This window comes from Streptomyces sp. NPDC057697 (genome assembly GCF_042799335.1).
Taxonomy (GTDB): domain Bacteria; phylum Actinomycetota; class Actinomycetes; order Streptomycetales; family Streptomycetaceae; genus Streptomyces.
Window position 1 is genome coordinate 343,494 of sequence record NZ_JBHVJA010000006.1, and the last position, 17,981, is coordinate 361,474.

17 protein-coding genes are annotated in these 17,981 nt (G+C 71.2%); 14 read left to right on the forward strand and 3 right to left on the reverse strand.

The annotated features are described in order from the left end of the window. Positions 1-9 precede the first annotated feature (9 nt). Positions 10-711, reverse strand: a complete 702-nt coding sequence (locus tag ACFVFH_RS19060) for a DUF2470 domain-containing protein (RefSeq protein ID WP_383769789.1) — start codon at positions 709-711, stop codon at positions 10-12. 188 nt (positions 712-899) lie between these two features. Between ACFVFH_RS19060 and rpsD the strand changes: the two genes are divergently transcribed. Further along, positions 900-1,514, forward strand: coding sequence for a 30S ribosomal protein S4 (gene rpsD, locus ACFVFH_RS19065; protein WP_093541052.1), 615 nt, complete (start codon positions 900-902; stop codon positions 1,512-1,514). A 20-nt stretch (positions 1,515-1,534) separates the two neighbouring features. Here the strand turns inward: rpsD and ACFVFH_RS19070 are convergent, their stop codons facing one another. After that, positions 1,535-3,733: an ATP-binding protein gene (locus tag ACFVFH_RS19070; RefSeq protein ID WP_383769792.1), complete on the reverse strand. Its 2,199-nt coding sequence runs from the start codon at positions 3,731-3,733 to the stop codon at positions 1,535-1,537. 234 nt (positions 3,734-3,967) lie between these two features. Here ACFVFH_RS19070 and ACFVFH_RS19075 point away from each other — a divergent pair, with 234 nt between their 5' ends. The 13 genes from ACFVFH_RS19075 to nusB all read left to right on the forward strand — a co-directional run bounded on the left by ACFVFH_RS19075 (position 3,968) and on the right by nusB (position 17,251). Then, positions 3,968-4,405, forward strand: coding sequence for a DUF948 domain-containing protein (locus ACFVFH_RS19075; protein ID WP_383769954.1), 438 nt, complete (start codon positions 3,968-3,970; stop codon positions 4,403-4,405). A 7-nt stretch (positions 4,406-4,412) separates the two neighbouring features. Then, entirely contained in the window at positions 4,413-4,775 is a 363-nt protein-coding gene (locus ACFVFH_RS19080) for a DUF6167 family protein (RefSeq protein WP_383769795.1), read from the forward strand. Further along, a complete protein-coding gene (gene alaS, locus ACFVFH_RS19085) occupies positions 4,775-7,444 on the forward strand; it encodes an alanine--tRNA ligase (protein WP_383769798.1) in 2,670 nt (889 codons plus the stop codon). The genes ACFVFH_RS19080 and alaS overlap by 1 nt, the downstream gene beginning before the upstream one ends. Beyond that, positions 7,441-7,926: a Holliday junction resolvase RuvX gene (gene ruvX, locus ACFVFH_RS19090; RefSeq protein ID WP_383769800.1), complete on the forward strand. Its 486-nt coding sequence runs from the start codon at positions 7,441-7,443 to the stop codon at positions 7,924-7,926. The genes alaS and ruvX overlap by 4 nt, the downstream gene beginning before the upstream one ends. 96 nt (positions 7,927-8,022) lie before the next feature. Further along, positions 8,023-9,825, forward strand: coding sequence for an endolytic transglycosylase MltG (gene mltG / locus ACFVFH_RS19095; RefSeq protein ID WP_383769803.1), 1,803 nt, complete (start codon positions 8,023-8,025; stop codon positions 9,823-9,825). Beyond that, a complete protein-coding gene (locus ACFVFH_RS19100; protein ID WP_383769805.1) occupies positions 9,812-10,648 on the forward strand; it encodes a shikimate dehydrogenase in 837 nt (278 codons plus the stop codon). The genes mltG and ACFVFH_RS19100 overlap by 14 nt, the downstream gene beginning before the upstream one ends. 147 nt (positions 10,649-10,795) lie before the next feature. Further along, positions 10,796-11,980: a chorismate synthase gene (gene aroC, locus ACFVFH_RS19105; protein WP_383769808.1), complete on the forward strand. Its 1,185-nt coding sequence runs from the start codon at positions 10,796-10,798 to the stop codon at positions 11,978-11,980. Further along, positions 11,977-13,623, forward strand: coding sequence for a 3-dehydroquinate synthase (gene aroB, locus ACFVFH_RS19110; RefSeq protein ID WP_383769810.1), 1,647 nt, complete (start codon positions 11,977-11,979; stop codon positions 13,621-13,623). The genes aroC and aroB overlap by 4 nt, the downstream gene beginning before the upstream one ends. Then, complete coding sequence (gene aroQ, locus ACFVFH_RS19115; RefSeq protein ID WP_329200464.1) at positions 13,620-14,060, forward strand: type II 3-dehydroquinate dehydratase; 441 nt, start codon at positions 13,620-13,622, stop codon at positions 14,058-14,060. Before aroB ends, aroQ begins: the two co-directional genes overlap by 4 nt. 128 nt (positions 14,061-14,188) lie before the next feature. Then, positions 14,189-15,001: a Pro-rich N-terminal domain-containing protein gene (locus tag ACFVFH_RS19120; protein ID WP_383769814.1), complete on the forward strand. Its 813-nt coding sequence runs from the start codon at positions 14,189-14,191 to the stop codon at positions 14,999-15,001. A 92-nt stretch (positions 15,002-15,093) separates the two neighbouring features. Then, positions 15,094-16,200: an aminopeptidase P family protein gene (locus ACFVFH_RS19125; protein ID WP_383769817.1), complete on the forward strand. Its 1,107-nt coding sequence runs from the start codon at positions 15,094-15,096 to the stop codon at positions 16,198-16,200. A 50-nt stretch (positions 16,201-16,250) separates the two neighbouring features. Then, entirely contained in the window at positions 16,251-16,817 is a 567-nt protein-coding gene (gene efp, locus ACFVFH_RS19130; RefSeq protein WP_307128042.1) for an elongation factor P, read from the forward strand. Between the two features lie 2 nt (positions 16,818-16,819). Continuing rightward, entirely contained in the window at positions 16,820-17,251 is a 432-nt protein-coding gene (gene nusB / locus ACFVFH_RS19135; protein ID WP_383769820.1) for a transcription antitermination factor NusB, read from the forward strand. Positions 17,252-17,421: 170 nt separating this feature from the next. On the opposite strand, the gene bldD is transcribed toward nusB, so the two are convergent. Then, positions 17,422-17,922, reverse strand: coding sequence for a transcriptional regulator BldD (gene bldD / locus ACFVFH_RS19140; RefSeq protein WP_014044812.1), 501 nt, complete (start codon positions 17,920-17,922; stop codon positions 17,422-17,424). Between the last annotated feature and the right edge of the window lie 59 nt (positions 17,923-17,981).

Genomic DNA, 17,981 nt, shown 5'->3' on the forward strand with positions numbered 1-17,981 from the left:
GGCCCCCGTTCAGCGCGCGGCGGCCTCGAAGAGCGTGTGCATGGCCTGGCTCAGCTCGACGACGTCGCGCACCGGATCGGGAAACTCGAAGCGCGCGTCGTAGCACTGCCCCCGGACCTCGCACAGCCGCAGCCGCAGTCCGTAACGGTCCAGCGCCAGCGGGACGACGGCGGGCGGATGGGCCGGGCAGTGACCGGCCGAACGTTCGCCCAGCAGCGCGCAGAGCGTCGCCAGCTGCTCGCCGTGCGCCGCGTACAGATGCTGGAGCAGTTCCGTCTCGTGGCCGGCCAGCGGATCGGGCACCGCGTCCCGGAATTCCGTCGGCTCCACGTCCTGCGCACCCCACAGATCGTCGATGTACACCTCGCCCGTCTCCAGCCTGAGCGTGGTCCGGCCGGGCCCCGACAGTCCGGGTACGGTGGTGAGCCAGCCCGAGATCCAGGCACGGCCGCGGATGCGGTGCGGGACGGAGACCGGGGCGACGTCCGTGATCTCCAGCACGGCCGTCAGCTCGTCGTCCTCGGCGTGCGTCGCGGTCCGTACGACGGGGGAGTCCGCGGGCAGTTCCAGGAACAGATCCCCGTCGGGACCCACGCTCGTGGCCAGCGGCATCAGCTGGTCCGAGCCGACCGCCTCCAGCCCGGGGACGAGCAGTACCGACGAGCAGGTACTCTGTACGAGAGTTCGTGTGCGCTCGGCTGCTGACGGCATCCGAGTGTTTTCAAGCCCGCCGGGACGCGGCTGACCACGATCTGATCGGTCCTCCGTCGTATCGGCACCCTGAGCGGTGCCGACGCTGTCAGTGCTGTCCGTGATGTGACTGGTGTTCCCCGGGCGAGACATGCGATCTCCTCAAGTAAGGTGAGCCTAACCTAACCTACAACGGAGGTCTGGAGAACGTGCCTAACCAGTCGCGTCCCAAGGTCAAGAAGAGCCGCGCGCTCGGCATCGCGCTGACGCCGAAGGCCGTCAAGTACTTCGAGGCCCGCCCCTACCCGCCGGGCGAGCACGGCCGTGGCCGCAAGCAGAACTCGGACTACAAGGTCCGTCTGCTGGAGAAGCAGCGTCTGCGCGCGCAGTACGACATCAGCGAGCGCCAGATGGCGCGTGCCTACGACCGTGCCAAGAAGGCCGAGGGCAAGACGGGCGAGGCGCTGGTCGTCGAGCTGGAGCGCCGTCTCGACGCGCTGGTCCTGCGTTCGGGCATCGCCCGCACCATCTACCAGGCCCGTCAGATGGTCGTGCACGGCCACATCGAGGTCAACGGTGGCAAGGTCGACAAGCCGTCGTTCCGCGTCCGTCCCGACGACATCGTGATGGTCCGCGAGCGCAGCCGTGACAAGCACCCCTTCCAGGTGGCCCGCGAGGGTGGTTACGACACCGACGGTGAGACCCCGCGCTACCTGCAGGTGAACCTGAAGGCCCTGGCCTTCCGCCTTGACCGGGACCCGAACCGCAAGGAAATCCCCGTCATCTGTGACGAGCAGCTCGTCGTCGAGTACTACGCCCGCTGATCCAGGCGCAGCCACTCGCATCAGCGCTCGGGCCCGCCCCTCCCGGAAGTACGGGAGGCGGCGGGCCTGCGTGTTTTCCCCGGGCCCGGCGGCGTCCCGGGCGGCCGCGCCGCCGTCTCCCGGGCGTTCTCGGGGCCGCTCGCCAGGGCCCTGGCCACCGCCGCGTCCGGGTCCAGCCGTCCGCCCGCGCGCAGCTGCGCCGCGTAGCGCTCGTCCCCCAGCTCCCGGCGGGACAGCTCCGCGCAGCGGGCCCGCGGCTGCCCGTAGTGCGCCGACCCGAACAGCGGCAGCCCCACCGATGGCCAGATCCGGTCGGCCGCCCCCTGGAGCACCGCCGCCTCCGCCGCGTCGCCCTCGACCACCGTGACCAGCGCCAGCAGCTCCAGGGCGAGCACCGACCCGAGCAGATCGTGGAAGGCGTGGCTGATCGTCAGCGACTGGCCGAGCAGTTCCCGCGCCCGGTCCGGCCGCTCGCGCTGAAGGGCCGCGAAGGCCAGCACGTACAGGGCGTACGACTGCGCCCAGCGCTCCCCGTGGTCCGCGCAGATCTCCCGGACCTCCTCGCAGATCGAGGCGGCCCCGTCCAGGTCCCCGCGGAAGCCGACCGCCATCGCGAGTTCGACCTGCCCCATCAGCACATTGCTGTTCAGCTCGCCGAGCTCCCGATAGCGGTGCAGCGCGTCTTCCAGCAGCTCCTGCGCCCTGGCGAGGTCGCCGGTGACGAGCGCCAGGCACCCCTGCCGGTGCACCGCGTAGGCGAGCGCCGCGGCGTCGTCGGCCCGCTCCGCCCCGTCCCGGCACTCCTGCAGCGCGGAGACGGCGCCGACCGCGTCGCCCTGGAGCACGGCCACGTAGCCGAGCACCCACAGCGCCTTCAGCCGCGAGGAGTCGTACGGGGTGTCCTCCTCCAGCACGTGGTCCAGCCAGTGCCGGCCCTCCGAGAGCCGCCCGCAGCCCACCCAGAGGAACCACAGCGTGCCCGCCAGGTACTGGGCGAGATGGGCCTCGCCCGGACTCTCCAGCGAGTACTCCATCGCCCGCCGCAGGTTCGGCAGCTCGCTCCCGGCGCGCGCGGCCACCTCGGCCTGCCGCGGACTGAACCAGTCGAGCTCGCACCAGGTCGCGAGGCCCAGGAACCAGTCCCGGTGGCGGCGCCGCAGCCGGTCCGTGTCGTCGGTGGCCGCCAGCCACTCGGCGCCGTACTCCCGCACCGTGTCCAGCATCCGGTAGCGGGCGCCGTGCCCCGCGTCCTCGCGCACCACGACGCACTGCGCCAGCAGCGCGGAGAGCACGTCGAGCACCGAGTCGGCCGGGAGATCGGCGCCGCTGCAGATGTACTCGACGGCCTCCAGATCGAACTCCCCGGCGAACACCGAGAGCCGCGCCCAGAGCAGCCGCTGTTCCGGAGCGCACAGTTCGTGGCTCCAGCCGATGGCCGTACGGAGCGTCTGATGGCGTGCCTGCGCGCTGCGGCTCGAACCGGTCAGCAGCCGGAAGCGGTCGTCCAGACGTTGCAGCACCTGGGCGAGGGACAGGGCGCGCAGCCGCCCGGCGGCCAGTTCCAGCGCGAGCGGGATCCCGTCCAGACGGCGGCAGAGCTCCAGGGCGGTCGCACGGGTCTCGTCGGTCAGCCGGAAATCCGGCCGCACGGCGGCGGCCCGCTCCGCGAAGAGCAGCATCGCGTCCTCGTCCGTCATCGGCGCGAGGGTGAAGGTGAGCTCCCCGTCCAGCTCCAGCGGCAGCCGTCCGACGGCCAGCACCCGCAGCCCCGGGGCCCGGCGCAGCAGCTCCCGCACCAGCCCGGCGCAGGCGTCCACGAGATGCTCGAAGCCGTCGACCACCAGCAGGAGCCGGCGCCCGGCCAGATGGTCGACCAGGGTCGTGCGCGGCGGTCTGCTGGTGTGATCGGTGAGCCCCAGGGCGTCGATGAGCGCGTGTTCCAGCAGCTCGGGGTCGTGGATGGCGGAGAGCTCGGCCAGCCAGACGCCGTCGCAGTACCGTTTCTCCAGAAGCGCGGCGATCCGGCCGGCGCAGCGGGTCTTGCCCACGCCGCCGACGCCGACCATGGTGACGAGCCTGGACTCTTCCAGGAGCTGGGCGAGACGGACGAGTTCGTTCTCCCGTCCCACGAATCTGTTCAGTTCCGCCGAGAGGTTCCCGAGGGCGGCGGGGGCGCTCGGACCGTGGGGGGAGGGAACGGTGCGCTGGGGGCGTCGCATGAAACACGCAGAGTACTGGTACCGAAGCTCTCCGTACAATCTCCTCGGGGCAATGCCCGCCCGTCCCGTCGGTAATGCGGTACGGGGTGCGACCACCGGCGCGATAGGCTCGGGGGACGACGATCGGCTGTCGCGACGGCCGTCGCCGGACCGAAGAACAGAGCAGCAGGCAGTACAGAGACTGCACAGAGACAGCGACAAGCTAGAGAGCGGTGCACTGTGTCCGGTGGAGAGGTGGCCGGGATCCTGGTGGCCGTCTTCTGGGCGATCCTGGTTTCGTTCCTCGCCGTCGTTCTGGTGAGGCTGGCCCAGACGCTCAGGGCGACCACCAAGCTCGTGGCGGACGTGACCGAGCAGGCCGTCCCGCTGCTCGCCGACGCCTCCGACACGGTGCGCTCCGCGCGGACCCAGCTCGACAAGGTCGACGCGATCGCGACGGACGTCCAGGAAGTCACCTCGAACGCCTCCGCGCTCTCCACCACCGTCGCCTCGACGTTCGGCGGCCCGCTCGTCAAGGTCGCCGCCTTCGGCTACGGGGTACGGCGGGCCATCGGCCGCAAGTCCGACCCCGAGCCGGAGACCACCCGCCGTTCGGTGCTGGTCGGCCGCACCGTGCCGTCCGCGCGCGGCAGGAAGCGCAACGGCAGAAACCCCCGCGGACCGAAGGACTGACGCAGCCATGTTCCGCCGTACGTTCTGGTTCACCGCCGGTGCCGCCGCCGGTGTCTGGGCCACCACCAAGGTCAACCGGAAGCTCAAGCAGCTGACCCCCGAGAGCCTGGCGGCGCAGGCCGCGGACAGGGCGATCGAGACCGGGCACAAGCTCAAGGACTTCGCCCTGGACGTCCGGGAGTCCATGGCCCGGCGCGAAGCGGAACTGGGCGAGGCGCTCGGTCTGGCGGCGCCGGTCGACCAGGACCTCCCGGTCCGCCCGCACTACGTCGTCGAGGCGTCCGATCCCGTCGGGCCCCACCGGGCCCTCAAGGCCACCGCACACCGCAAGCTCCCCTACACGTCGTACAACCGGAATGAGGACCACTGATGGAGTCGGCTGAAATTCGTCGCCGCTGGCTGAGCTTCTTCGAGGAGCGCGGTCACACCGTCGTCCCTTCGGCGTCGCTCATCGCGGACGACCCGACTCTGCTGCTGGTCCCCGCGGGCATGGTCCCCTTCAAGCCGTACTTCCTCGGTGAGGTCAAGCCGCCCGCCCCGCGCGTCACCAGCGTGCAGAAGTGCGTCCGTACGCCGGACATCGAAGAGGTCGGCAAGACCACCCGGCACGGCACGTTCTTCCAGATGTGCGGCAACTTCTCCTTCGGCGACTACTTCAAGGAAGGCGCCATCTCCTACGCCTGGGAGGCTCTGACGAGCCCCGTGGCGGAGGGCGGCTACGGCCTCGACCCCGAGCGGCTGTGGATCACGGTCTACCTCGACGACGACGAGGCCGAGGCCATCTGGCGCGACAAGATCGGCGTTCCCGCCGAGCGCATCCAGCGCCTGGGCAAGAAGGACAACTTCTGGTCCATGGGCGTCCCCGGCCCCTGCGGCCCCTGCTCCGAGATCAACTACGACCGCGGCCCCGAGTTCGGTGTCGAGGGCGGCCCGGCCGTCAACGACGAGCGGTACGTGGAGATCTGGAACCTGGTCTTCATGCAGTACGAGCGGGGCGCCGGTGACGGCAAGGAGGACTTCCCGATCCTCGGCGACCTGCCGTCGAAGAACATCGACACGGGTCTGGGCCTGGAACGCCTCGCCATGATCCTCCAGGGCGTACAGAACATGTACGAGACCGACACCCTGCGCGTCGTCATGGACAAGGCCACCGAACTGACCGGCGTCCGGTACGGCGCCGACCACGGCTCGGACGTCTCGCTCCGCGTGGTCGCCGACCACATCCGCACCTCCGTGATGCTCATCGGCGACGGCGTCACGCCGGGCAACGAGGGCCGCGGCTACGTCCTGCGCCGCATCATGCGCCGGGCCATCCGCAACATGCGGCTGCTGGGCGCCACCGGACCGGTCGTCAAGGACCTGGTCGACGTCGTGATTGACACGATGGGGCAGCAGTACCCGGAGCTGATCACCGACCGCAAGCGCATCGAGACCGTCGCCCTCGCCGAGGAGGGCGCCTTCCTCAAGGCGCTCAAGGGCGGCACCAACATCCTCGACACCGCCGTCACCGAAACCAAGGCCGCCGGCGGCAAGGTGCTCGCCGGCGACAAGGCGTTCCTGCTCCACGACACCTGGGGCTTCCCGATCGACCTCACCCTGGAGATGGCCGCCGAACAGGGCCTCTCGGTGGACGAGGACGGCTTCCGCCGCCTGATGAAGGAGCAGCGCGACCGCGCCAAGGCGGACGCCCGTGCCAAGAAGACCGGTCACGCCGACCTGTCGGCCTACCGCGAGGTCGCCGACAACTCCGGCGCCACCGACTTCACCGGCTACACGACCACCGAGGGCGAGTCGACCATCGTCGGCCTCCTCGTCGACGGCGTGTCCTCCCCGGCCGCCTCCGAGGGCGACGAGGTCGAGGTCGTGCTCGACCGCACCCCGTTCTACGCCGAGGGCGGCGGCCAGATCGCCGACCAGGGCCGGATCCGGCTCGACACCGGCGCCGTCATCGAGGTCCGCGACGTCCAGAAGCCGGTGCCCGGGGTCCACGTCCACAAGGGCGTCGTCCAGGTCGGCGAGGTCACCGTCGGTGCTCCGGCCTTCGCGTCGATCGACGTCAAGCGCCGCCGTGCCATCGCCCGCGCCCACTCCGCCACGCACCTCACGCACCAGGCCCTGCGCGACGCGCTCGGCCCGACGGCCGCCCAGGCCGGTTCCGAGAACCAGCCCGGCCGCTTCCGCTTCGACTTCGGCTCGCCCAACGCCGTCCCCGGCTCGGTCATGACCGACGTCGAGCAGAAGATCAACGACGTGCTCTCGCGCGAACTCGACGTCCAGGCCGAGGTCATGTCGATCGACGAGGCCAAGAAGCAGGGCGCCATCGCCGAGTTCGGCGAGAAGTACGGCGAGCGGGTCCGGGTCGTCACCATCGGGGACTTCTCCAAGGAGCTCTGCGGCGGTACGCACGTCCACAACACCGCCCAGCTGGGTCTGGTGAAGCTGCTCGGTGAGTCGTCCATCGGTTCCGGCGTGCGACGCATCGAGGCCCTCGTCGGCGTCGACGCGTACAACTTCCTCGCCAAGGAGCACACGGTCGTCGCCCAGCTCCAGGAGCTGGTCAAGGGCCGCCCCGAGGAGCTGCCGGAGAAGATCGCCGGAATGCTCGGCAAGCTGAAGGACGCCGAGAAGGAGATCGAGAAGTTCCGCGCGGAGAAGGTCCTCCAGGCCGCCGCCGGACTGGCCGGGTCCGCCAAGGACGTACGCGGCGTCGCCCTGGTCACCGGCCAGGTCCCCGACGGCACGACCGCCGACGACCTGCGCAAGCTCGTCCTCGACGTCCGTGGCCGCATCCAGGGCGGCCGGCCGGCCGTCGTGGCCCTGTTCACCACCGCCAACGGCCGCCCGCTGACCGTCATCGCCACCAACGAGGCCGCCCGCGAACGCGGTCTCAAGGCCGGTGACCTGGTGCGTACCGCCGCCAAGACCCTCGGCGGCGGCGGTGGCGGCAAGCCGGACGTCGCCCAGGGCGGCGGCCAGGACCCCGAGGCCATCGGCGCCGCGGTCTCCGCCGTCGAACGCCTCGTCACCGAGACGGCGTGACGACGGGAATGACGCAGATGCGCCGCGGTCGCCGTCTCGCGATCGACGTCGGGGACGCCCGGATCGGGGTCGCCTCGTGCGACCCCGACGGGATCCTCGCCACGCCGGTGGAGACCGTTCCGGGACGTGATGTCCCGGCGGCCCACCGGCGGCTCGGGCAGATCGTCGAGGAGTACGAGCCGATCGAGATCGTCATCGGTCTGCCGCGCTCCCTCGGCGGCGGCGAGGGACCCGCCGCGGCCAAGATCCGGGTCTTCGCCCAGGAGGTCGCCCGCTCGGTCGCACCCATTCCGGTACGGCTGGTGGACGAGAGGATGACCACAGTGACGGCCAGTCAAGGGCTGCGCGCTTCGGGCGTGAAGTCCAAGAAAGGCCGATCCGTCATCGACCAAGCTGCCGCTGTGGTGATCCTTCAGAACGCTCTGGAGTCCGAACGGGCGTCGGGCAGGGCACCCGGCGAAGGCGTCGAAGTGGTTGCCTGATCGCGATACGGTAACGTTCCGCGCGATGCGGCGGTGGCTTCGAACAAACACCGCACAGCAAGAGACGGAACGTCGTCTCGCGGCTCTAGGGGATCGATGACTGAGTATGGCCGGGGCCCCGGCTCCGAACCGTGGCATCCCGAGGATCCCCTGTACGGGGACCAGGGATGGGGCGGACAGCAGTCCCCCCACGGCCAGAACCAGTACGGCCAGCAGCAGCCCTACCCCCAGGACCCGTACGCGCAGCAGCCCCAGCAGCCGCAGGGGCACGATCCGTACGCGCAGCACCCCCAGCAGCCGCAGCCGCACGATCCGTACGCCCAGCAGCAGCCCCAGCAGTCCGGGCAGCCGCACGACCCGTACGCCCAGCAGCACTACCAGCAGCAGCCGGACTACGGGGTCCCGCAGGACCCGTATGCGCACCAGCCCCAGCAGCCCCAGCAGCCGCAGTACGACAACGGCGGCTGGGGCACCGGGCAGCAGCCCGCCCCGATGCCGTACGCCCCCCAGCCGGCCGACCCGTACGACGCCGGGCAGCCCGGCTACGGCGAGACGCACGACTACTACGGCACGCCGGAGGCCTATCCGCCGCCGCAGCCGCCCGGCCGTCGTGAGGCCGCCGCTCCCCAGCAGGCCCCGCCGGAGAACCCGGACTGGGACCCGGAGGTCCAGCCGGAGGAGACGCACCCCTTCTTCACGGGCGCCGACGATCCCGAGGACAAAGGGGGCAAAGGCGACGACGGGGACGACGAGTACGACGACTCGCGCGCGTCGCGCCGCGGCAGCCGCGGTGGCAACGAGCGCCGCGGCAAGGGCAAGAAGAAGAGCCGCAACGGCTGCGCCTGTCTGGTCGTCTCCCTGGTCCTGGTCGGTGGCCTCGGCGGGGCGAGCTACTTCGGCTACACGTACTGGAAGGACAAGTTCGGCGCGGCGCCCGACTACGCGGGCAGCGGCTCGGGGTCGGTCGAGGTGGAGATCCCCAAGGGCTCCTTCGGCTCCGACATCGGCAACATCCTGAAGAAGAAGGGTGTCGTCAAGAGCGTCGACGCGTTCATCTCCGCGCAGAGCGAGAACCCCAAGGGGAAGTCGATCCAGGCGGGCGTCTATCTCCTCCACGAGAAGATGTCGGCGGCCGAGGCCGTGAAGATGATGGTCGACCCGAAGAGCCAGAATCTTCTGGTGATTCCCGAAGGTTTCCGCAATGTCGCCGTCTACGAGATGATCGACAAGAAGCTGGACCTCAAGATGGGCACGACCAAGGACATCGCCAAGGCCAAGAGGTCCGAATTCGGCCTGCCCGGCTGGGCGGTCAACGGCAAGAACGTCAAGGACCCGTTGGAAGGGTTCCTGTACCCGGCCGCCTATCCGGTCACCACGGAGACCAAGCCGGAGGCCCTTCTGAAGAAGATGGTCTCCCGCGCCAACGAGGAGTACGACAAGCTCGACCTCGAAGCGGCGGCCAAGAAGTACAAGCTGGACGGCCCGTGGCAGGTCCTCACGGTCGCCAGCCTGGTCCAGGCGGAGGGGCTCACGCACGACGACTTCCGCAAGATGGCCGAAGTCGTCTACAACCGCCTGAAGCCCGACAACACCGCCACGAACCGCAAGCTCGAATTCGACTCCGCGTTCAATTACCTCAAGAACCAGAGCAAGATCAAGATCGGTTCCAACGAGATCCGGACCAACCCGGACCCGTACAACACCTATTACCATGCGGGCCTTCCGCCGGGTCCGATCAGCAACCCGGGCGACGAGGCACTGCGGGCCACGCTCAACCCCACCGGTGACGGGTGGATGTTCTTCATCTCGCTCGACGGCAAGAAGACCCAGTTCACCAAGACGGCCGACGAGCACGAGAAACTCAACCAGAAATTCAAGGAACTCCATGGCCTCGGCTGACCGGCGCCACCGGGCGGCCGTCCTCGGCTCGCCCATCGCGCACTCGCTCTCGCCCGTCCTGCATCGGGCCGCGTACGCGGAACTCGGGCTCACCCACTGGACGTACGAGCGGTTCGAGATCGACGAGGCCGCGCTGCCGGGCTTCATCGAGGGGCTCGGCCCCGACTGGGCCGGGCTCTCGCTGACCATGCCGCTCAAGCGGGCGGTCATCCCGCTGCTCGACTCCCTCAGCGGGACCGCGTCGTCGGTGGAGGCCGTCAACACGGTCGTCCTCACCGAGGACGGCCGGCGGACCGGCGACAACACCGACATCCCCGGGATGATCGCCGCGCTGCGCGAACGCGGCGTGGAGAAGACCGGGTCCGCCGCCGTCCTCGGTGCCGGGGCGACCGCCTCGTCGGCGCTCGCCGCACTGTCCGAGATCTGCACGGGACCGGTCACCGCCTATGTCCGCAGCCGGGAACGCGGCCAGGAGATGCGCGGCTGGGGAGAGCGCCTCGGCGTCGACGTCCGGATCGCCGACTGGGCGGAGGCCGAACGGGCGCTGCACGCCCCGCTGGTCATCGCCACCACCCCGGCCGGTGCCACGGACGCCCTGACCGACGCCGTACCGGAGCACCCGGGCACGCTCTTCGACGTGCTGTACGAGCCGTGGCCCACCCGGATCGCCGCCGCCTGGGCGGCCCGCGGCGGGGCAGTGGTCGGAGGTCTCGACCTCCTGGTGCACCAGGCGGTCCTCCAGGTCGAGCGGATGACGGGCCGCGCCCCCGCGCCGCTCGCCGCCATGCGGAAGGCCGGGGAAGCGGCGCTCGCCGCCCGCTGAACCCGCTCGCCCGCCGGTGCGATCCGTCCGGCTGCTGGACCGGCGACCGGTCCGGGTCCCCGGTCGTGGGAGGATCGGGGGCGGCGGGCCAGGGCCGCGCACCCGGTCGCGCCGTCGCAGTTCCAGGCGCGAGCATGAGGAGCACCGTTGAGCAGGTTGCGCTGGCTGACCGCGGGGGAGTCGCACGGCCCCGCACTCGTGGCGACGCTGGAGGGTCTTCCCGCCGGCGTCCCGATCACCACGGAGATGGTGGCGGACGCACTCGCCCGGCGCCGGCTCGGTTACGGCCGCGGTGCGCGGATGAAGTTCGAGAAGGACGAGGTCACCTTCCTCGGCGGGGTGCGTCACGGTCTCACCATGGGCTCCCCGGTCGCCGTGATGGTGGGCAACACCGAATGGCCCAAGTGGGAGCAGGTCATGTCGGCCGACCCGGTCGACCCCGACGAGCTGGCCGCCCTGGCCCGCAACGCCCCGCTGACCCGCCCGAGGCCCGGCCACGCCGACCTCGCGGGCATGCAGAAGTACGGCTTCGACGAGGCCCGGCCGGTCCTGGAGCGCGCCAGCGCCCGGGAGACCGCGGCCCGCGTCGCACTCGGCGCCGTCGCCCGGTCGTACCTCAAGGAGACCGCCGGGATCGAGATCGTCAGCCATGTCGTCGAGCTGGCCGCGGCCAAGGCGCCCTACGGCGTCTACCCGGTGCCCGCCGACGTCGAGCGCCTGGACGCCGACCCGGTGCGCTGCCTGGACGCCGACGCGAGCGAGGCGATGGTCGCGGAGATCGACCAGGCCCACAAGGACGGCGACACCCTCGGCGGCGTCGTCGAGGTGCTGGCCTACGGCGTGCCCGTCGGCCTCGGCTCGCACGTCCACTGGGACCGCCGGCTCGACGCCCGGCTCGCCGCCGCGCTGATGGGCATCCAGGCCATCAAGGGGGTCGAGGTCGGCGACGGCTTCGACCTGGCCCGGGTCCCCGGCTCCAAGGCGCACGACGAGATCCTGGTCACCGAGGACGGCATCAAGCGCGCCTCCGGCCGCTCCGGCGGCACCGAGGGCGGCCTGACCACCGGTGAGCTGCTGCGGGTCCGTGCCGCGATGAAGCCCATCGCGACCGTGCCGCGCGCGCTCGCCACCGTCGATGTCGTCACGGGCGAAGCCGCCAAGGCCCACCACCAGCGCTCCGATGTCTGCGCCGTTCCGGCCGCGGGCATCGTCGCCGAGGCGATGGTCGCCCTGGTCCTGGCCGACGCCGTCGCGGAGAAGTTCGGCGGCGACAGCGTCCCCGAGACCCGCCGCAACGTGCAGTCGTACCTCGACCACCTCCAGATCCGGTGAGCGGCCCCCTGATCGTCCTCGTCGGCCCGATGGGCGTCGGCAAGTCCACGGTCGGCGAGCTGCTCGCCGACCGGCTCGGCACCGGCTACCGGGACACCGACGCGGACGTCGTGGCCACGGCGGGCAAGCCGATCTCCGAGATCTTCTACGACGAGGGCGAGGAGCACTTCCGCGCGCTGGAGCGGCAGGCGGTGCTCACCGCCGTCGCCGAGCACACGGGGGTCCTCTCGCTCGGCGGCGGCGCCGTGCTCGACGACACGACCCGCGCCCTGCTCGCCGGGCGCCCCGTCGTCTACCTCTCGATGGACGTGGAGGAGGCCGTCAGACGGGTCGGCCTGAACACCGCCCGCCCGCTGCTCGCCGTCAACCCGCGCCGGCAGTGGCGCGAGCTGATGGACGCCCGCCGCCACCTGTACACCGAGGTGGCCCGAGTGACCGTCGCCACCGACGAGCGCACCCCCGAAGAGGTCGCCCAGGCGGTCCTCGACGCACTGGAACTGCCGGAGCGAACGGGCGAGCCCGTCCCCTCCGGCCGGGAGAACACACGTATGACCGAACAGGGCCCCACCCGTATCGCGATCGCAGGCAGCGCGGGCACCGACCCGTACGAGGTGCTGGTCGGCCGGCAGCTGCTGGGCGAGCTGCCCGCGCTCATCGGCGACCGCGCCAGGCGCGTCGCGGTGCTCCACCCCGAGGCGCTCGCGGAGACCGGTGAGGCGGTCCGCCAGGACCTCGCCGACGAGGGCTACGAGGCCATCGCGATCCAGCTGCCGAACGCCGAGGAGGCCAAGACCGTCGAGGTCGCCGCCTACTGCTGGAAGGCGCTCGGGCAGACCGGCTTCACCCGCACCGACGTGATCGTCGGCGTGGGCGGCGGCGCCACCACCGACGTCGCCGGGTTCGTCGCGGCGAGCTGGCTGCGCGGGGTGCGCTGGATCGCCGTGCCGACGACCGTGCTCGGCATGGTCGACGCGGCCGTCGGCGGCAAGACCGGCATCAACACCGCCGAGGGCAAGAACCTGGTCGGCGCCTTCCACCCGCCGGCCGGGGTCCTCTGCGACCTCGCCGCCCTGGACTCGCTGCCCGTCCACGACTACGTCAGCGGAATGGCCGAGGTGATCAAGGCCGGGTTCATCGCCGACCCGGCCATCCTCGACCTCGTCGAGGCGGACCCGGAGGGCGCCCGCACGCCCAACGGACCGCACACCGCCGAGCTGATCGAGCGTGCCATCAGGGTCAAGGCCGAGGTGGTCTCCAGCGACCTGAAGGAATCCGGGCTGCGCGAGATCCTCAACTACGGCCACACCCTGGCGCACGCCATCGAGAAGAACGAGCGCTACAAGTGGCGGCACGGCGCGGCCGTCTCGGTCGGCATGGTCTTCGCCGCCGAGCTGGGCCGGCTGGCCGGACGCCTCGACGACGCCACCGCCGACCGGCACCGCACCGTCCTGGAGTCCGTCGGGCTTCCGCTCACCTACCGCGGCGACCAGTGGCCCAAGCTGCTGGAGAACATGAAGGTCGACAAGAAGTCCCGCGGCGACCTGCTGCGCTTCATCGTCCTGGACGGCCTGGGCAAGCCCACCGTCCTGGAGGGCCCCGATCCGGCCGTGCTGCTCGCCGCCTACGGGGAGGTGTCGGCGTGACCCGCCGGGTATTCGTCCTCAACGGCCCGAACCTCGGCCGGCTGGGCTCCCGGGAGCCGGACGTGTACGGCGCCACCTCCTACGCCGGGCTCGTCGAGACCTGCCGGGCGCTCGGCAAGGAGCTCGGCTTCGACGTGGACGTCCGCGAGACCAACGACGAGGGCGAGCTGATCCGCTGGCTCCACGAGGCCGCGGACGGTTCAATTCCGGTCGTTCTCAACCCGGGCGCCTTCACCCACTACTCGTACGGGATGCGGGACGCGGCCGCCCAGCGCACCGCCCCGCTGATCGAGGTGCACATCTCGAACCCGTACGCGCGGGAGGAATTCCGCCACAACTCCGTGGTCGCGCCGGTCGCCACGGGGACCGTGGCCGGATTCGGCATCGGCTCCTACCGCCTCGCCCTGCGTGCCCTCGCGGACGAGCTGACCGACTGACGGACCGGGTCTTCCCGGCCGACCGGGCACTGTGGCGCGTCCCCGACCGTTGTCACTGCGGCGGCCGGGGACGGTACGGTTGCCGTTCCACCAGCGCCAGTTGCCTGTACGAGACGGAGTGGCACCGGATGCAGCACGCAGTGGGGGGCCCGCTGCCGCCGCCCCAAGGCCCGGGAAGCGGGCCCGTCGGCTGGTCGCACCAGGCCCAGCACCCCGGCCACCCGGGCCCGCCGCCCACCACCCCTCCCACGCCCGGCGGATGGAGCGGGCCGGTCCCGCAGCACGCCCCGGGCCCGCCCTCGCGCGAGACCACCGGACATGTCCAGCTGCCGCCCGGCGGCCCCGTTCCGCTGCCCGCGCCGCCCGCCGGGCCCGGCACCGGCAGCGCGACCCTCGCCGTCCTGCTGATCGGCCCCGCGGGCGCCGGGAAGACCACCGTGGCCAAGCTCTGGGCCAGCCGCCGCCGGGTGCCCACCGCCCATGTCAGCCTCGACGACGTCCGCGAATGGGTCTGTTCCGGTTTCGCCGACCCCCAGGCCGGGTGGAACGACCACTCCGAGGCGCAGTACCGCCTCGCCCGCCGCACCTGCGGCTTCGCCGCGCGCAACTTCCTCGCCAACGGCATCTCCTGCATCCTCGACGACGCGGTCTTCCCCGACCGGCCGGTGGTCGGACTCGGCGGCTGGAAGCGTCATGTCGGCCCCGGGCTCCTGCCCGTCGTGCTGCTGCCCGGCCTGGAGATCGTCCTGGAGCGCAACGCCGCCCGCAGCGGGAACCGCCGCCTCTCCGACGAGGAGGTGGCCAGGATCCACGGCAGGATGGCCGGCTGGTACGGCTCCGGACTGCCGATCATCGACAACTCGACCTACGACGTGGAGACCACCGCCCGCGTCCTGGACGACATACTCGCCCGCGCGCTCACCAGCCCCCCGGCCTGGTGACCCCGCACCGGGCGGCGTTCCCGGCCCGACGGCGCCCCCCGGTCGGATGCGCTGACCGGGCAGGCCCGCGCCACCGCTCGTAGGCTCGTGGCATGTCAGAGGTGTACGCCGTCCGCCGCGGGCTGCTCCGCGACCGGTGCGCCGCCGTCGGATCCGCGGCAGCCCTGGTCTCCCGCCCCGCCAACGTCCGCTATCTCGCGGGCGGGGCGCCTCCTGGGGCCGTGCTGCTGCTCGGGCCCGGCGGGGACGTCCTGCTCTCCCCCCGCGCCCCGGGCGGCGATCCCGCCGACGGCCGTACCGACGACCGGCTGCGGGTCTCGGTGCTGCCCGCCGCCGAGGGCGACCCGGTGGTCGCGGCCGCCGACCTGGCCACGTCCAGCGGCGCGGAGTCCCTCGCCGTCGAGGAGCACCATCTGACGGTCTCCCGCCACCGGGCCATGGGCTCGGTCGCCCCGCGGCTCCGGCTGGCCGACCTCGGGGCCACCGTCGAACAGCTGCGGGTGGTCAAGGACGAGGAGGAGATCGCCTGTCTGCGGATCGCCGCCGAGATCACCGACCAGGCGCTGGGCGAACTCCTCGAATCCATTCTGGTGGGCCGCACCGAACGGCATCTCGCCCTGGAGCTGGAGCGCCGCCTGGTGGACCACGGCGCCGACGGCCCGGCCTTCGCCACCTCCGTCGCCACCGGCCCGAATTCCGGTCAGGGCCGCCACCGTCCCTCGGACCGACGGGTCGAGGAGGGAGATTTCCTCTCCGTCTGCCTGGGCGCGAACTACCGCGGCTACCGTTGCGAGATCGGCCGCACGTTCGTCATCGGGACGACGCCGGCGGACTGGCAGATCGAACTCTACGACCTGGTTTTCGCCGCTCAGCGGGCCGGCCGGGAGGCTCTCGTACCGGGTGCCGCCTACCGTGACGTGGACCGCGCCGCCCGGTATCTCCTGGACTCCGCGGGGCACGGCGGGGGCCTGGCGCCGTGGACCGGGCACGGGGTGGGACTCGAAATCGACGAGGACCCGCAGTTGGCACCTGCGGCCATGGGTAAACTGGACGCTTGTGTGCCGGTCACCGTCGAACCGGGGGTCCACCTCCCGGGCCGGGGCGGGGTCCGGATCGATGACACGCTCGTCGTGCGCCCCGAGGCGGACGGCGGACCCGAGCTACTCACCATTACGACCAAGGAGCTGCTCGCGCTCTAGCGCGCATCCTCGGCCGTTCCACCAGCTTCAGTCCAGGAGATTCCGCAACCGTGGCTTCCACGAACGACCTCAAGAACGGCCTGGTGCTCAAGCTCGACGGAGGCCAGCTCTGGTCCGTCGTCGAGTTCCAGCACGTCAAGCCCGGCAAGGGCCCGGCCTTTGTGCGCACCAAGCTCAAGAACGTGCTCTCCGGCAAGGTCGTCGACAAGACGTTCAACGCCGGCGTGAAGGTCGAAACGGCCACCATCGACCGTCGCGACATGCAGTTCTCGTACATGGACGGCGAGTACTTCGTCTTCATGGACATGGACACCTACGACCAGCTCATGGTCGACCGCAAGGCCGTCGGCGACGCCGCCAACTTCCTGATCGAGGGCTTCACCGCCTCCGTCGCCCAGCACGAGGGCGAGGTGCTCTACGTCGAGCTGCCGGCCGCCGTCGAGCTCACCGTCAAGCACACCGACCCGGGTGTCCAGGGCGACCGCTCCACCGGTGGCACCAAGCCCGCCACGCTGGAGACCGACTACGAGATCGGCGTCCCGCTCTTCATCACCACCGGTGAGAAGATCAAGGTCGACACCCGCACGGGCGACTACCTCGGCCGGGTGAACAGCTAACCGTGGCTGCCCGGAACAAGGCCCGCAAGCGCGCCTTCCAGATCCTCTTCGAGGCCGACCAGCGCGGCGAATCCGTGCAGACGGTCCTCGCGGACTGGGTGCGGCACTCGCGGGCCGACGACCGTCAGCCGCCGGTCACCGAGTACACGATGGAGCTCGTCGAGGGGTACGCGCAGTACGCGGACCGGATCGACGACCTCATCGTGACCTACGCGGTGGACTGGGAGATCGACCGCATGCCGGTCGTCGACCGGAACATCCTGCGGCTCGGTGCCTACGAGCTGATCTGGGTGGACGGCACCCCGGACGCGGTGGTGATCGACGAGGCGGTCCAGCTCGCCAAGGAGTTCTCCACCGACGACTCCCCGTCCTTCGTGAACGGGCTGCTGGCCCGCTTCAAGGACCTCAAGCCGAACCTCCGCCGGGAGCAGTAGCCTCCGGCGACGTTCGGCCTCCGAAGCGCCCGCGGTCAGGTGACCGCGGGCGCTTCGGCATCGGGCGGAGGACCGGGAGCCGGTCGGCGCGCACCAAAAAACCGTGCCGGCGCGGGCACCCGAAGGAGTGAACCCGCACCGGCACGGCGGCACGTTTCTTCTGTGGGGCCTCAGCCCTCTTCGTGGGCCACGGCGCGACGCGCGTCGGCGTCCAGCACGCCCCAGCTGATCAGCTGCTCCGTGAGCACGGACGGCGACTGGTCGTAGATCACGGCCAGGGTGCGCAGGTCGTCCTGGCGGATCGAGAGCACCTTGCCGTTGTAGTCGCCGCGCTGGCTCTGGATCGTCGCCGCGTAGCGCTGCAGCGGACCGGCCTTCTCCGGCGGGACGTGGGCGAGGCGCTCCAGGTCCAGCACCAGCTTCGGCGGCGGCTCGGCGGCCCCTCCGGGCGTCGTGCCGGGCAGCAGCTCCTGCACCGGAACCCCGTAGAAGTCCGCGAGCTCAGCGAGGCGCTGCACGGTCACGGCGCGGTCGCCGCGCTCGTACGAACCGACGACGACGGCCTTCCAGCGGCCCTGGGACTTCTCTTCCACGCCATGGAGGGAGAGGCCCTGCTGGGTGCGGATGGCACGGAGTTTGGCCCCGAGCTGTTTTGCGTATTCGCTGGACATAAGGCTCCCCGGACGCTGGGACATTTCGCGGCTCCGCCGCGTTGCTGGTAACTCACTGT

Excerpts from the sequence above, each read along its gene's own strand:
- ACFVFH_RS19120 (WP_383769814.1), top strand. The coding sequence starts at position 14,189 with ATGCAGCACGCAGTGGGGGGCCCGCTGCCGCCGCCCCAAGGCCCGGGA.
- ACFVFH_RS19100 (WP_383769805.1), top strand. The coding sequence starts at position 9,812 with ATGGCCTCGGCTGACCGGCGCCACCGGGCGGCCGTCCTCGGCTCGCCC.
- ACFVFH_RS19070 (WP_383769792.1), bottom strand. The coding sequence starts at position 3,733 with ATGCGACGCCCCCAGCGCACCGTTCCCTCCCCCCACGGTCCGAGCGCC.
- ACFVFH_RS19080 (WP_383769795.1), top strand. The coding sequence starts at position 4,413 with ATGTTCCGCCGTACGTTCTGGTTCACCGCCGGTGCCGCCGCCGGTGTC.
- alaS (WP_383769798.1), top strand. The coding sequence starts at position 4,775 with ATGGAGTCGGCTGAAATTCGTCGCCGCTGGCTGAGCTTCTTCGAGGAG.
- mltG (WP_383769803.1), top strand. The coding sequence starts at position 8,023 with ATGACTGAGTATGGCCGGGGCCCCGGCTCCGAACCGTGGCATCCCGAG.
- ACFVFH_RS19125 (WP_383769817.1), top strand. The coding sequence starts at position 15,094 with ATGTCAGAGGTGTACGCCGTCCGCCGCGGGCTGCTCCGCGACCGGTGC.
- bldD (WP_014044812.1), bottom strand. The coding sequence starts at position 17,922 with ATGTCCAGCGAATACGCAAAACAGCTCGGGGCCAAACTCCGTGCCATC.
- ACFVFH_RS19060 (WP_383769789.1), bottom strand. The coding sequence starts at position 711 with ATGCCGTCAGCAGCCGAGCGCACACGAACTCTCGTACAGAGTACCTGC.